The organism is Providencia sp. PROV267 (assembly GCF_028477825.1).
GTDB lineage: Bacteria > Pseudomonadota > Gammaproteobacteria > Enterobacterales > Enterobacteriaceae > Providencia > Providencia stuartii.
This window is the reverse complement of record NZ_JAMPLX010000009.1, coordinates 118192-133349: the sequence shown is the minus strand read 5'-3', so window position 1 is coordinate 133349 and position 15158 is coordinate 118192. Positions and strand designations below refer to the sequence as shown.

Here is a 15158-nt window from a genome sequence, read left to right as displayed (position 1 = left end):
GATTCGCCCTAGAAGCCAGCAAAATAGCTAGGTTTTACGATATTCAAGTTACTCTTTAATGGTGTAAACAGGAGATCTCTGTGCTGCCAGATGGTAGGGGGGAAGTTTGATTTTACTCCAATGCTCAAGTAAATTAATAGGCATTGATTCAGTGACAATACATAATACAACATTATTTATACCTATAGACTTAAAGTTGCATAAAACATGTTGAAGATAGATTTTTTATTCAATTTTAAAATGGAATTTTAAATGGAATGGGTTTCTATGCATATCGATTTTTATTAGTTATCTTCGTTCGATATATTTATGTAAGTGACATTTAAATAGGTAAGTGTAATTAATTTAATGCATGGAGAAAAATAGTGAGAGTAGATGCGGTACAAATGCCGAAAAATAAACTCGATGATTCAAGAACTGTTTTTACCAAAGCTATCGGGAAAGAAATACATAAATTACGCAAAGAACGTTCGATGACAGGAAAAGATCTAGCTAAGCTAGTTAATGTTTCCCAACAACAAATATCACGTTATGAATGTGGAGTTTGTAATATAACAATAGATACATTGATTGTTATTTTAAATGCATTAGATGTTTCATTAACAGATTTCTTTAATCAGGTCTTTTTACAGGTATTCGAAAAGGAAAAGGAAAATCTGTGTGCAATATCATAATGTATTTAGCTCTACTGACCAATCGGAAGAATTGAAGAAACAGCTCGAAATATTTTCTCGATATGACCAAACTAACTTATGGGGTTAGTTATTTTATCATTTCTTTTTATTTAAAGGTTTTTAAATTATTTATCTCTAAATAATTAGGAATACGCACGTCTGAAGGATTGTCAATACATTCCTTTTTTCAAATACAATATATTTATATTGCAGAGGCAATCATGAAAAAAATTATTTTAGCAACCTTAATTTCTGGTGCAATGAGCGCATCCGCTTTTGCTGTGGATGCAGGAAAAGGCACAGTAACTTTCACAGGGTCTATTATTGAAGCACCATGCTCAATCGCTCCAGGAGATGAAAGCCAAACCATTGATTTAGGTCAGGTTTCTAATGTTACCCTACAGAAAGGTGGTATGTCCGCAGCTCAGCCTTTTGAGATCCATCTCGAAGGTTGCACGTTGAACGCAGAATATAAAGATAAAGATGGCGTTACCCAAAAATATAACAATATGGTTGAAGTGAAATTTGAAGGTACAGAGTGGGTAAACAATGGTAGCAATACTGGATTAATTCAAATTACAGGTGATGCGTCTGGTGCAGGTATTGTATTGATGAATAAATCAGGTGCAAAAATCAATATCAATGATTCAACCGTTGAGCGTGCTTATACCTCAGGTAATAACATTTTGAGTTTTCAAGCTGCGCTACAAGGTATGTCAGATGCGACTGTTGTTCCGGGTAGTTTCCAAGCTGTGACCAACTTTACATTGGCCTATAACTAATCGTTATTGTCAATGAAGTATTCCCCTAAGTCACTTCGTGATTAGGGGAAATATAAAAGAGGGGGAACTCGGTTATGAAAGCTATTTTAGTCATGTTACTTGTTAGTCAATTTGCCACTTTACCGAGTGTACAAGCACAAGCTTCCACACTATGGGGAAGTGTCAACATGAATGGCAGTATTGTCGATTCTGCATGTGCTATTGATACCGGTTCTTATGAACAGGTTGTCGACATGGGAATATTACCCGTTGGAACAATACGCCAACAAGGACAAGGTCCTGTTCACCCTTTCTCTATTACGCTAATTGGTTGCACTTTAGTGCCATATACCGGTTCTCCTTGGCAAGCTTTTACGGTGACTTTTGACGGTCCTGCTTCTGGTAATTGGTTTACGGTGTCGGGAGATGCGCGTGGCGTTGCTCTGTTATTACAAGATGCAGATGGGAAGCCTATTTATCCAGGGAAGTCCACAGAGAAACAAACTATCGCACCGGGAAATACTGTACTGAATTATGGGTTAAGGCTAGTTGCCGATAAAGAGCCTTTACGTCCGGGGCAATATCAAAGCGCACTGCGTTTTAAGCTGGATTATTACTAATAATAAAAAGTCATTTTTTCTTTTTAGCTTACGTTTTTCCTGAACCTGATTTTTAGGGATGTTATTTATGTCTTCTTCACGACCTGTATTTTTTCGCCTTAGTTGCTTAGGCCTAGCCATTGTTTTTTCATTCTATGGTCTATCAACGCCATTGTGGGCAACTGAGACAATTGAATTCAATACAGATGTGCTGGATCTGGAAGATAAAAATAACATTGATCTAGAGCAGTTCTCTCGTGCGGGTTACATCATGCCGGGGACCTATTCTTTAACATTAAAGGTAAATGGCGAGCAGTTTTCAGAAGTGTCAGTGCCTTTTTATCCCCCTGAAGATGATCCACAAGGTAGCACAGCTTGTATATCGCCAGAGGTAGCGGATCAATTTGGATTGACTTCATCGGCAAAAAAAGAGTTGGCATGGTGGCATGACGGACAGTGTCTGACAGCAAGTAGTTTACCAGGGATGCAAATCCATGGTGATTTAGCTACCTCGTCATTATACGTGAGTATCCCACAAGCTTATCTCGAATTCACTGCGCCTAACTGGGATCCACCATCGCGTTGGGATGAGGGAATTGCTGCGTTGATGCTGGACTATAACATTAATGGTAATGCCAATAATTCATATAACGGTGGTCACGATAGTTATGCGTTAAATGGAAATGGTATTGTAGGGGTGAACTTAGGGGCTTGGCGCTTTCGCGTTGATTGGCAAGGTCGTTTAAATCATGCTACTGGTTCTGGTGATTCGGTTAATAAAGACTTTGACTGGAATCGGTTTTATGCCTATCGCGCATTGCCGTCACTCGCTGCTAAATTGGTATTAGGGGAGGATTACCTCGTTTCTAATATCTTTGATTCATTTCGTTTTATTGGCGCCAGTGTGCGTTCTGAATTGAATATGCTCCCGCCAAATTTGCGTGGTTATGCACCAGAAGTGACAGGTATCGCAAAAACAAATGCGACGGTAATAGTTAGCCAGCAAGGGCGAGTGTTGTACGAAACACAAGTCGCTCCAGGGCCGTTTCGTATTCAGGATTTGAGTGATGCTGTTAGTGGCAAACTCGATATCACAGTTAAAGAACAAGATGGTACAACTCAAGACTTTCAAATAGATACAGCTAGCTTGCCTTATTTAACGCGTCCGGGGCAAATGCAATACAAATTAGCATTAGGCCAGCCAACTAATTATCAGCGTCACAGTGAAGGGGATTCTTTTGTCACGGGTGAATTTTCGTGGGGAGTCAACAACGGCTGGTCACTATTTGGCGGTAGCCTGAATAGTAAAAATTACAATGCCGTATCGCTGGGTATTGGGCGTGATTTATTGGCATTTGGAGCTTTATCTTTCGATGTTACTCAATCTTTTGCTCGATTACCAAATATGGGGAATTTAAGCGGAGGTTCTTACCGTATTAATTACTCTAAACGTTTTGAGGCGATTGATAGCACTATTCAATTTGCAGGTTATCGCTTTTCCGAGCGTGACTTTATGTCGATGTCTGATTTCTTAAATGCACTGAAAACCGGTGAGCGTTATGGAGGGAGTAAAGAGTTATATACGATATCGCTGAATAAAAATTTCGGCGAGTTAGGAATGTCGTTATACCTCAACTATAACCACCAAACTTATTGGGATCAGCCGGATAATGATTATTACAGCATTATGCTGTCGAAATATATGGATATTGGTTCACTCAAAAATATCAGTGTTAACTTATCGGCAAACCGCAGTGTTTATAACGGTGTCAAGGATGACAGTATATATCTATCGACCTCATTCCCCTTAAGTAACGGCGCCAACGTAGGGTATTCGCTGAATAGTAGTCGCTACGATACGACAAATCGGGCGACCTATTACGACCGAATCAATGATCGAACGACATACCAGTTGAGTGCCGGGAGTAGCAAAAAAGGAGGAACGGGAAGTGCATTTATCACCCATCAAGCTGATATCGCACGTTTAACGGCTAATGTGAGTTATATGCATAACCAATATAGTGCATTTGGTCTATCAATGAGCGGTGGAATGACTTTTACCCCAGAGGGAGGCGGACTTCATCGTGTTAATACATTAGGAGGAACGCGAATGTTAGTCGATACCGATGGTGTTTCGGATGTACCGATCAAAGGGATAGGTGCACCGATCACCTCGAATATGTTTGGTAAAGCCATTGTTGGTGATGTGAGTAGTTACTACCGTAGTAAGGCTCAAATTGATTTAAATGCATTACCAGACAATGTAGAAGCACAGCAGTCGGTAGTACAAGCTACGCTCACAGAAGGCGCTGTAGGTTATCGTCATTTTGCTGTGGTATCAGGACAAAAAGCGATGACTGTACTGCGATTGCCTGATGGTAGCCACCCGCCATTCGGCGCTCAAATACAAAACAGTAAAGCGCAAAATACAGGAATTGTGGGTGATTCTGGAAGTGCTTATATCAGTGGTATTAACCCTCAGAGTGTGATGACTGTGACTTGGGGAGAAGATAAGGCTTGTCAGATCACCTTTCCTATTCAGTTAGGTTCTTTACAGGAAGCATTACTATTGCCGTGTATTCCGACAACGTTACCAGCATCAACAGTGATAGCGAAAAGATAGTTTTATTCAGCACAAGAATAGCCTAATTCACGAAAAGCATGGCTCAAGAGAGAACACAGAAATAAAAGGTAAATAACTATGCAATTAACGATTTCTTATCGTACAACCATGGGGTTAATTGGTTTGGCATTATTTAGCAGCACAGCTTATTCCGCGGTATCGATGGATAGGACTCGGGTTATTTTTGATGGTGGACAAAAGTCAATCTCACTCAATATTTCAAATAACAACAAACAGTTACCATATTTAGCGCAAGGGTGGATTGAAAATGCGGAAGGGCAGAAGATCCAATCGCCATTGGTTGTATTACCGCCCGTACAGCGTATAGAGCCAGGTAAATCAAGCCAAGTAAAAATTGAAGCATTACCTGCTATTAATTCGTTACCTCAAGATCGTGAGTCTTTATTTTATTTTAATTTACGAGAAATACCGCCAAAAAGCGATAAACCAAACACATTACAAATTGCTCTGCAAACACGAGTGAAGCTGTTTTATCGACCTAAAGCGATAATACCTGAAAAAAACGGTGCGCCATGGCAAGACAAATTAACCTTAGATAAACAAGGTGAACGTTATATCGTGAAAAATCCCACACCGTATTACGTCACGATTATTAATGCGACGACTAATGGCAAAGCATCGGATGGTAAAGATTTTACACCAGTCATGGTGCCACCGTTTGGACAGGATGATTTAGGCATCAGCGCTAATCAATTAGGAAATAATCCCGTACTGACTTACATCAATGATTATGGTGGACGCCCTAATTTGACCTTCCGCTGTCAGGTGTCGAGCTGTCAGGTTGTTCCAAATGGTAAAAGCGAATAATTCGAGTAAGCACCCGACTGACGGTGCCCATATTGAAGGAGTGCGCATGACAGACTTACAAAGAAAAAACGTTTTCCGATACGGCTTACTTCTAGCGATGTTTAGCAGCACCGTCAGTTTATCAGGCATGGCGGCGGATAATAATGGCAATCTCTATCGGCCAGTAGATAACTGGAATGTCGATGGACAGCATGGTGTGTTGTACGTGTCTGGTTCATTAACGGAAAGTCCATGTCGGCTAGCGATGACATCTAGTTACCAATCAGTCGAGATGGGGAATTTGGATACCAGTACCTTGCAGCATAATGGTAGAGGAGCACCCGTACCGTTTCAGATTGAGTTAGAGGACTGTTTAGAAACAGAGACTCGTTTAGATAATGTACAAACGGGAATGACAGCATGGAGCTCCAGTCAACCAGCAGTCAAAATTCGTTTTTTAGCAGATAGTGTGCCATCAATGCCGGATATCGCTCGTGTCAATGGGGTAAAAGGATTGGGGCTGGCTATCACAACACCAAATGGTTCACTGCTACCTTTGGGGTTAGAAAGTGAGCCACAGTTATTGCCTTCAGGGCAAAGTCAGTTGACCTATTACGTGACGCCGGTGAGAACGGGGCAGCTTGTGCCGGGGGCGTATTCGGCGCTGATTGCATTTGAAATGTTGTACGAGTAGGAGTGGTCATCATTATGACAATGAGACGATGTCGACTGCCGAAAGTGCTGGCAACCAGTCTGTTGATGAGCAGTTTGATGCTGTGTTCAGCGGCGACCCTTGCAGAAACCTATACCTTAACCGTGAAGGTCACGGTAGTTGAGAAGACCTGTGATATCTACGGGCCTGACGGGATTGGACAGCCCATCAATGTGGCGATGGGCGACCTGATCATAAAAAATATCGATGGGGTTAGCTACGGAAAAACTGACATTCCGTATACTCTAAGTTGCGACGATGCAGCAAGTAATCCAGCCTTAAAACTGAAATTTGATGGCCCCCGCATGAGTGGCCAAGCGGCGAATGTGTTGTCCACCTCGGACCAGAACTTAGGATTACGCCTTATGGCGGGTAACAGTAATCTGAATTTAGGCGTCTGGCGTCATTTTAATTATAGCACTCAGCCAACCCTTAGTGTGATACCGATTGGCAGTGGGACTGGGGGGATTAATGACGGTCAGATGACTGCATCCGCGACGTTGAGTGTGGAGTATCAATAATGATGAACCGACAAGCTAAGATATCTGCAATGGCATTATGGCTAAGCGGCTTGATGCCGCTGACGACGTATGCGGTAGATGTGAACTTTACCGCCAACTTAATCCAAAACCCGCCGTGTGATGTGGCGGGGCCGGACGGGGTTGACCAGCCGATCCGCGTGCCGTTTGGCGAGGTGGGGATCACCAAGATTAATGGCGAAAACTATCGCCAAGACTTTACCTTGACGCTGAGTTGCGGAACAGGGCTTGGGAATGCCGTGGCGTTATATCTTGAGTATCGCGGGATGGGCGCGGAGAGTTTTGATAATAAAGCCTTGCAAGCTAGTCAGACCGGGTTGGGGGTTCGATTATACCATCAAGGGGTCGTCATACCACCTAACACAGGGACACCGATAACGATGTCGGATAATGGCGTTGCAACTTTACCCTTGTATGCGGTGCCAGTGAAGGATACTGACCCGTCTGCAATGTTATATGAAGGGAATTTTACCGCGACGGCCAGTGTGGAGATGAATTACCCATGAGGATATTCAATCACAAGAGAACTTTCTGGATGTCGATGAGTGCAATACTGTGGTGTTGCAGTTTTCTACCGTCAGTGGCTCAGGCGGCGAACAGTAATGATATTCAGTACAGTGGAACGTTGATTGCGTTGCCGTGCACGGTTGACCCGAATTATGAGAACTTCGGAGTTGACTTTGGGGGCAATATTAATTCAAAGGATTTGCTGAATGGACAACGTCGTTATAGCAAGGAAGACATCCAATTTCATTTGACGGATTGTGATACTTCTTTGGGAAATAGTATTGCAGTGAAATTTAGCGGTGTTTCGACGACCGACAATGGATTACTGAATGTGGATGCTGGAAGTCAGGCTAGTGGGATTGCGATAGGTCTTGAAACCCCGAGTGGTGTAGCGTTACCCATTAATAACACTCAGGTAGAGCCTTTAATGCCGATAAAAAAAGGGGATATGACGATACGGTTACGGTCATATATACAGGCAGTGGAAGACGCAACGGTAGAGAGCATTCAGCCGGGTTTTTTTACGGCGACGCTGACGTATATGTTGATATATCAGTGAAGCGATGCTCCATTTTACGGGGTAGAGACGGGGTGTTTTCTATCAGGCTAGTGCAAGACTATATACGTCAATGCTCGCTAAGGTTTAGTAGTGATTTATTTGCCATCTATTGCTTAGTATTTATCTCACAATAACAGTTTAAGCGGTGGCAAATTTCTTGGTATTCAATTTCAAAATAGATTTCGTTGATGAGTATTCATTATCAAGCGACACAAGGAATCCATAAATGCGCATTCAGTTAGCTCTTTTGCTATTCACTTTTCCATTAACTTCTATTGGGGCATCTTACTTCAATCAGAACAATACTCCGCAAAGAGCAATAGGATATGGTGAAGGGTCTTTTTCAATATTTGGAACAGTATATAAAATCCAAGATAATATTGATCGGCGTCCTATAACCAATTCTGTTGGGTATGATACTGGAGTTATGTCCGCTGAAAGTTATGGCTACTCCGGTGGAGCAGTGACTATTGATGCTAAATACAATACACTTTCTAACGTATCAGGAGGATCATCATGTTATTTGTATGGAACTCTATACTTTTCTGAGTCTGACGGCTGGTATGATTACAGTTACGGGCATCTGCGTTGGGATGTGTTTGGTGATGTATTTTATGATCCCAATCTGTATATAAAGGTTGATAAACCATGTAATCAAGCTATTTTATCCGATTTACCGACAGTTAATATTCCATTACCAAGCATCAACAAATTTTATATTTGGCGGGGTATATCTGGTATATGTGCCAATCAGTCTTGCTCAAATGGAAGTTATAATCATACTCGGGTTTTACCTCGTAATGGGTCTATGACTGCTTTGGCAGATGTAATCGCTTGCACATCAAATACAGTCAACAGTTCTACTTGCCGGTCTTTATTTTATAATACTGTACGTGGCACTGATATTCCTTCTGGGTTAATTCCTGACATCCCAGCTGTATGTAATGTGAATTTACCTGATCTGAACTTTGGAACTGTAGGCATGAATGACTGGGCTGGAAACATGGCTCAATCTATAGGCTCAGTATCTTGTACAAAGGATGCATCTATTACCTTTACTGTGGTTGGTGGAGATTCAGTTAAACTGGGCCCTTTTAATGCTTCTATTGGTATAAATGGGAAATTAGGCGGGTCATCGATCGTTAATACGGGGATAGGGGAAGTGACATTCACAATTGATGGACAGCTAAAATCGTCTACAGGGAGTGTTACAGCAGGGGAATATCAAACAAGTGTTGTAGTAATAGGTACAATTAATTGAAATGCATCTTACAATAAATAATAAAGCGACATCAATTTCATTGCTATTTACAAATTGAGTGATGCCATTTGCTCTAATTTTGGATGTGCAGGTGCTATCAACGGTATTTTTATTCAGAAAAATGAGTGCATATTAGACTAATCTTATCAGTAATAGCTACAGAAAGTGAATATGTTCCCATTTTTCAGAAATTTACTGGATTTATGAAAATTTGGAGTAGTATAGTTAATTTGGTTACCAAGTCAGAGGTGATATATTACCTCATAAAAAACAGGTGACATTTATTGCAAAACGTATAAAACGATTTTTAAGTGCTGAATTTAAACTTGAAGCGGCTCAATTTGTCATTGATTAAAATTGTTCCGCGGCCGAAGCTGCCAATGCCATGGGCGCGGGTAAATCAACCATTGGATAATGGGGTCGGCAACTCAAAAATGAGCGTAAAGGTATTTCGCCAAAAGCATCGGCAATGACACCAGAACAAGTTGAAATTCGTGCACTAAAAAAGAAAATTGCTCACCTCGAAAAGTATGACGAGCTCTTAAAGAAGGCTACTTTTCTGGTGATGTCAGACTCCCTGAACAACTTGCGATAATTAAAAAATTGAGCCAAAGCTATCGTATTCAAATATTATGTGGCGTGTTTAGTATTAAACTCTTTCCATATCACAATCCAGTGAATTGGTAAAAATACCCCCATCGTAATTATTTTTAGCTTCCATAAAAGCGACAAAATATCATCATGTACTTTTAATTAAAACAAAGTGATGAAAATATAATTTATATATTGGTAATTAGAATGGTTATTTTACTTTGTTAATAATTAGAATTATTTAAATTTGTATATTTCATGATGTTATTTTTATTGGTAAATTAATAGGGTAATAAATTATTAATGATTAATATAATTAAATATAAGTCAATGTAACTGAAATATGCCATGGTTATTTTAAAGGAAATGATTAATTTACTTTTATCTTGCTTGATAAAAAACGTATTCTTCCCTGAAAATAAACTTGGAGGTTGATGTATGTCATTGAATATAGAATTAAAAAATCAATTGGAATCATCTATACTTGATTTAAATCTACCTGAAAATCCCTACTTTAAATCTCTGACTTCTGGTGAAATGACCCATGAACAATTTTTAAATAGCCAATTAGAATTTGCATCGATGGTTTATTTTTTCAGTAGGCCAATGGCACAAATTATTGCCAATATATCCGACCCCATTTCACGAATTGCCTTGGTGGGTAATCTTTGGGAAGAACATGGTCAAGGTATCAAGGAAAATGTACATGGAAATACAATCTTAACTTTGATCGAACGTTTAGGCGGTGATATATCCAGTATTGACTTACAGAACCCCCCTCCGAATGCTCGGATCTTTAATGAAGCATTACGTGGAGTTTCTGCTTTTTGTGATTTTCGTTTTGCTGCTTCTATGTATGCAGGTATTGAGAGAACGTTTGTTGATGTATCGTGCATGATATTTGAAGCTATAACTAAAGAGGGTTGGCTGCCAGAAGATAAGATCACCCATTATGGTTTACATCGAGAACTGGATATTGAGCACTCAGAAGATTTTTTGAAAGTAGTCAATCAATATTGGGATGAACCAAAATATCAATTTATGATTAAAGAAGGTATCAAATTTGGCTGCCAATTATTTGCTAATGCATATGTTGGTTTTTATCGGAGCATGGGCAAGTAGCTCCAAGGATATTTATTGTTTTTAGTGATATAAATAAAATGTAGAATTTGGCTATTTATGACTATTGATATTTATTATCATAAATAGCCGATTTTGGTTTATATATGGCTAACCACTAATATAGTGGGGGCTGTGCATATGATATTTCTCAATGAGAACGATATAGGTGGTATTTTGTTTTAAATTTCCCATATAACAATCCAGTGAGTCGGTAAAAAGATGGAATAAATACCCCACCGCAATTGCTTTTAATTTCCATGATGGTAGTAAAAATATCATCACATATGCGATAGCCGCCGCCCAACCAGTGTGTAACGAATGGAAACTAATACTCTATTGATTAGGCTCAAAAATCGGATAGGCCAGTAAATGATCTAAATCGACTGTCATGGTTGTTATCATCAATAATGCTGCTAATTTTCAGCTAGTTTCGCCAAAATAGATAGCCAAATAAGATTGTCACTAAAAAATGAAAGCCGTAGTGCACAATATTATTGCGAAAAATTTCAAATGCCACAATTAAACCTCTAATGCATTATTTTTATTTATTAGCAGATATCTCTTCTTCATTCCTATCTGCATTGGATTATTCAGCACTTTTGAGCTAAATATACTCATTTTTTGGCGGCTAGCGTGCTCCTGTTGTATCGAGATTATAACCAAGTCGTATAACGAATAGGGATTTTTTGTTTCGATGTGTAGAGCCATGCTTATCTCTTATCTAATCCACCAATTTTTCATAGCAAAATTTGCTAATAATCACTATTGTTATCCCTAAATGCATAAGAATGACAAATCACCTTGATCCCTGATGGTAAACTCAGGTTTAATAAGGGTAATGATTTGCGCAAAAAAATCATCTTTAAGTGATATTTTGCGCAATGGAAAGGATTCAGCTCTGAAATAGTTTAATTTATTGACGATTCGCGGGCACGAATGTAGCGAATAATTGCTGTGTGGAGCAAATTGCGTTAGTTTCATAGCTTGTCTGTGAAAAAGTGCAACAATTCCATATTGCGTTGTGAAAATTGGTTTAAGTACGTTTTTATCCGACCTGGAGTATACTAATGACGACTCGTAAAACCCTTGCTAATGCTATCCGCTTTCTAAGTATGGATGCGGTTCAAAAAGCAAAATCAGGGCACCCTGGTGCGCCTATGGGCATGGCTGATATTGCTGAAGTGCTGTGGCGTGACTATATGAATCATAACCCAGCAGATCCACACTGGGCTAACCGTGACCGCTTTGTGCTGTCAAATGGCCATGGTTCAATGTTGATCTATAGCTTGCTGCATCTGACGGGTTATGACTTATCTATGGATGAGTTAAAAAACTTCCGCCAGCTCCACTCTAAGACCCCTGGCCACCCTGAATATGGTTATACTCCAGGTGTTGAAACCACAACCGGTCCATTAGGGCAAGGTATCGCAAACGCAGTTGGTTTTGCTATTGCAGAGCGTACATTAGCTGCTCAATTTAACCGTCCAGGCCATGACATCGTCGACCACCACACCTATGTGTTTATGGGCGATGGTTGTATGATGGAAGGGATTTCCCACGAAGCCTGTTCTTTGGCTGGTACGCTGAAGTTAAACAAACTGATCGCGTTTTACGATGATAACGGTATCTCTATCGATGGTCATGTACAAGGTTGGTTTACAGACGATACGGCAGGGCGTTTTGAATCTTACGGCTGGCATGTTATTCGTGATATCGACGGTCATGATGCTGACCAAATTCATGCTGCTATTACTGAAGCACAGCGCGAAACAGACAAGCCAACACTGATTATGTGCAAAACCGTGATCGGCTTTGGTTCACCCAATAAAGCAGGCACTGAATCAGTCCATGGTGCACCATTAGGTGATGCTGAAATTGCGGCGACTCGTAAAGCTCTGGATTGGCAATATGGCCCATTCGAGATCCCACAAGAAATCTATAAAGCTTGGGATGCGCGTGATGCAGGTAAAGAAAAACAACATGCTTGGAATGAAAAATTTGCCGCTTATGCAAAAGCATTCCCTGAATTAGCTGAAGAATTTAAACGTCGTATGGCGGGTGAGCTACCGGCGAATTTCGATGCAGAAGCGAAAAAATTTATTGAACATCTGCAAGCGAACCCTGCGAATATCGCAAGCCGTAAAGCATCACAAAATGCATTAGAAGCCTTCGGTAAAGTCTTACCTGAGTTCTTAGGCGGCTCTGCTGACCTAGCACCAAGTAACTTAACAATGTGGTCAGGCTCTAAACCACTGAACGAAGACAAAGCGGGTAACTATATCCACTACGGTGTCCGTGAATTTGGTATGTCAGCAATCATGAACGGTATCGCTCTGCATGGCGGTTTTGTTCCTTATGGTGCAACATTCCTAATGTTCGTTGAATATGCGCGTAACGCGGTGCGTATGGCTGCACTGATGAAAGTGCGTAGTATCTTTGTTTACACTCACGACTCTATCGGTCTGGGGGAAGATGGTCCAACTCACCAACCTGTTGAGCAATTAGCTAGCCTGCGCGTGACGCCAAACATGAATACATGGCGTCCATGTGACCAAGTTGAATCAGCGGTGGCATGGAAATATGCTATTGAACGTAAAGACGGCCCAAGTGCGCTTATTTTCTCCCGTCAAAATCTGGAGCAACAACCTCGTACAGCGAAACAATTAGCTGAAATCGAGAAAGGGGCTTATATCCTGAAAGATAGCGAAGGTCAGCCTGAGCTTATCTTTATTGCGACAGGTTCAGAAGTTGAGTTGGCGGTGAAAGCTGCGGATCAACTATCTGGCGAAGGTCATAAAGTGCGTGTTGTTTCAATGCCTTCAACTGAAGTATTTGATAAGCAAGATGCGGCATACCGTGAAGCTGTTCTACCTTCAAGCGTCACTAAGCGTGTTGCGATTGAAGCGGGCATTGCAGATTACTGGTTTAAGTATACAGGCTTGAATGGTGCTATCGTTGGTATGCACTCATTTGGTGAGTCTGCACCTGCCGAAGAGCTATTTAAAGAGTTCGGTATTACTGTTGAAAATGCGGTAAAAGCAGCGAAATCATTGCTGAAATAATTGCGGTTACGGCCTAGAGATAGGCAGTAATCACGAGTGAAAATACGCCTCTGTATCAATTTTGGTGCAGGGGCGTTGTTTTTTTGTGCATTTCATTGGGTTTGACTATTGCGTTCTGTGAATATATCCCTTAATCTAATTCTTAATTAGCTGAACCGTTTCAGTCTTTGCTGTGATTGAGATAAAAAATTTCAAAAATGTCGAGTGAAGCACACTTTTGATGTTTGACAGTTAAAATCAGCAGTAGAGTTTGTGTGAGTCAGTTATCCTTATCAGCCGTGTGATTTTGTTGAAATTCAAGGTGTAGGATGCCAATAAAAGTGGCGATTAACGGCTTTGGCCGGATCGGGCGGAGTGTACTAAGGGCGTTATACGAGTCAGGGCGACGTGCTGAAATAGTCGTTGTCGCGGTCAATGAGCTAGCAACTCCAGAAGGGATTGCTCATTTGCTCAAGTACGACTCTAGCCATGGGCGCTTTGCTTGGGATGTCCGTCTTAATGGTGCGTTGTTACAGGTTGGCGACGATAACATTCGTCTTTTCCATCAGCCTGATATCGGCGCCTTACCTTGGAAAGAGCTAGGGGTTGATGTCGTACTTGATTGCTCTGGGGTGTTTGGTTCCCGTGCAGATGGCTTAGCACACCTTGAAGCAGGCGCGAAGAAAGTACTGTTCTCTCACCCTGGTACGGATGATTTGGATGCGACAGTTGTCTATGGTGTTAATCATGATAACTTAACGATTGAAGATAAAATTGTTTCAAACGCATCTTGTACCACAAATTGCATTATCCCGATTATTAAATTACTTGATGATGCTTTTGGGATTGAATCGGGTACGGTGACAACGATCCACGCATCAATGAATGATCAGCCGGTGATCGATGCGTATCATCATGATTTAAGAAGAACGCGAGCAGCTAGCCAATCTATTATTCCTGTTGATACAAAGTTGGCAGCAGGAATTACGCGGATTTTTCCTAAATTCCAAGACCATTTTGAGGCGATATCAGTACGTGTGCCGACAACCAATGTGACAGCTATCGATTTGAGTGTTACCGTGCACAGTGATGTTAGTGTGGCTACAGTAAACGAACTGTTGCGAAGCGCCGCACATGGTCATTTTCGTGGTATAGTAGACTATACTGAATTACCGTTAGTCTCGATGGATTTCAATCATGATCCACACAGTGCGATTGTTGATGGGACGCAAACGCGAGTTAGCGGCAAGCATTTAATTAAAACCCTTGTTTGGTGTGATAACGAGTGGGGGTTTGCTAACCGGATGCTAGATACAACATTAGCGATGGCAGCAACAGGTTTCAACTAATTAACGGCTGACA

General features: G+C 41.0%; 13 protein-coding genes and 2 pseudogenes. 14 read left to right on the top strand and 1 reads right to left on the bottom strand.

The genetic code is table 11. The features are described from left to right. Window positions 1-365: 365 nt before the first annotated feature. The 12 genes and pseudogenes from PR709_RS07580 (at window position 366) to PR709_RS07525 (ending at window position 10755) form a co-directional block, all read left to right on the top strand. Window positions 366-674, top strand: coding sequence for a helix-turn-helix domain-containing protein (locus tag PR709_RS07580; protein ID WP_272570844.1), 309 nt, complete (start codon window positions 366-368; stop codon window positions 672-674). 221 nt (window positions 675-895) lie between these two features. Then, window positions 896-1456: a fimbrial protein gene (locus PR709_RS07575; protein ID WP_004927218.1), complete on the top strand. Its 561-nt coding sequence runs from the start codon at window positions 896-898 to the stop codon at window positions 1454-1456. 74 nt (window positions 1457-1530) lie between these two features. Next, window positions 1531-2055 (top strand): fimbrial protein, encoded by a 525-nt coding sequence (locus PR709_RS07570; RefSeq protein WP_004927221.1) that lies wholly within the window; start codon window positions 1531-1533, stop codon window positions 2053-2055. A gap of 67 nt (window positions 2056-2122) precedes the next feature. Next, window positions 2123-4657 carry an outer membrane usher protein gene (locus PR709_RS07565; protein WP_272570843.1) on the top strand — a complete coding sequence of 845 codons (2535 nt, stop codon included), beginning with the start codon at window positions 2123-2125 and terminating at the stop codon, window positions 4655-4657. Window positions 4658-4735: 78 nt separating this feature from the next. After that, window positions 4736-5485: a fimbria/pilus periplasmic chaperone gene (locus PR709_RS07560; protein ID WP_042117401.1), complete on the top strand. Its 750-nt coding sequence runs from the start codon at window positions 4736-4738 to the stop codon at window positions 5483-5485. Next, a complete protein-coding gene (locus tag PR709_RS07555) occupies window positions 5469-6158 on the top strand; it encodes a fimbrial protein (RefSeq protein ID WP_004927229.1) in 690 nt (229 codons plus the stop codon). The genes PR709_RS07560 and PR709_RS07555 overlap by 17 nt, the downstream gene beginning before the upstream one ends. A gap of 14 nt (window positions 6159-6172) precedes the next feature. Further along, window positions 6173-6697, top strand: coding sequence for a fimbrial protein (locus PR709_RS07550; RefSeq protein WP_223854850.1), 525 nt, complete (start codon window positions 6173-6175; stop codon window positions 6695-6697). Next, the gene (locus tag PR709_RS07545) at window positions 6697-7221 is read left to right on the top strand and encodes a fimbrial protein (RefSeq protein WP_004927234.1); all 525 of its coding nucleotides are present in this window, start codon (window positions 6697-6699) and stop codon (window positions 7219-7221) included. Before PR709_RS07550 ends, PR709_RS07545 begins: the two co-directional genes overlap by 1 nt. Before the next feature lie 35 nt (window positions 7222-7256). Beyond that, window positions 7257-7781 (top strand): fimbrial protein, encoded by a 525-nt coding sequence (locus PR709_RS07540; RefSeq protein ID WP_225829620.1) that lies wholly within the window; start codon window positions 7257-7259, stop codon window positions 7779-7781. A 226-nt stretch (window positions 7782-8007) separates the two neighbouring features. Further along, window positions 8008-9042, top strand: a complete 1035-nt coding sequence (locus PR709_RS07535) for a hypothetical protein (RefSeq protein WP_004927238.1) — start codon at window positions 8008-8010, stop codon at window positions 9040-9042. 283 nt (window positions 9043-9325) lie between these two features. Beyond that, a pseudogene (locus tag PR709_RS07530) lies at window positions 9326-9708 on the top strand (transposase); the annotation flags it as partial. 363 nt (window positions 9709-10071) lie between these two features. Further along, entirely contained in the window at window positions 10072-10755 is a 684-nt protein-coding gene (locus tag PR709_RS07525; protein ID WP_004927246.1) for a TenA family transcriptional regulator, read from the top strand. A gap of 108 nt (window positions 10756-10863) precedes the next feature. On the opposite strand, the pseudogene PR709_RS07520 reads toward PR709_RS07525, so the two are convergent. Next, window positions 10864-11272: pseudogene (locus tag PR709_RS07520) on the bottom strand (DUF6122 family protein). A gap of 550 nt (window positions 11273-11822) precedes the next feature. On the opposite strand from PR709_RS07520, the gene tkt reads away from it, so the two are divergent. Beyond that, window positions 11823-13817 carry a transketolase gene (gene tkt, locus PR709_RS07515; protein ID WP_004927251.1) on the top strand — a complete coding sequence of 665 codons (1995 nt, stop codon included), beginning with the start codon at window positions 11823-11825 and terminating at the stop codon, window positions 13815-13817. A gap of 308 nt (window positions 13818-14125) precedes the next feature. Beyond that, window positions 14126-15145, top strand: coding sequence for an erythrose-4-phosphate dehydrogenase (gene epd / locus PR709_RS07510; RefSeq protein WP_004927255.1), 1020 nt, complete (start codon window positions 14126-14128; stop codon window positions 15143-15145). The last annotated feature ends 13 nt before the right edge of the window (window positions 15146-15158 follow it).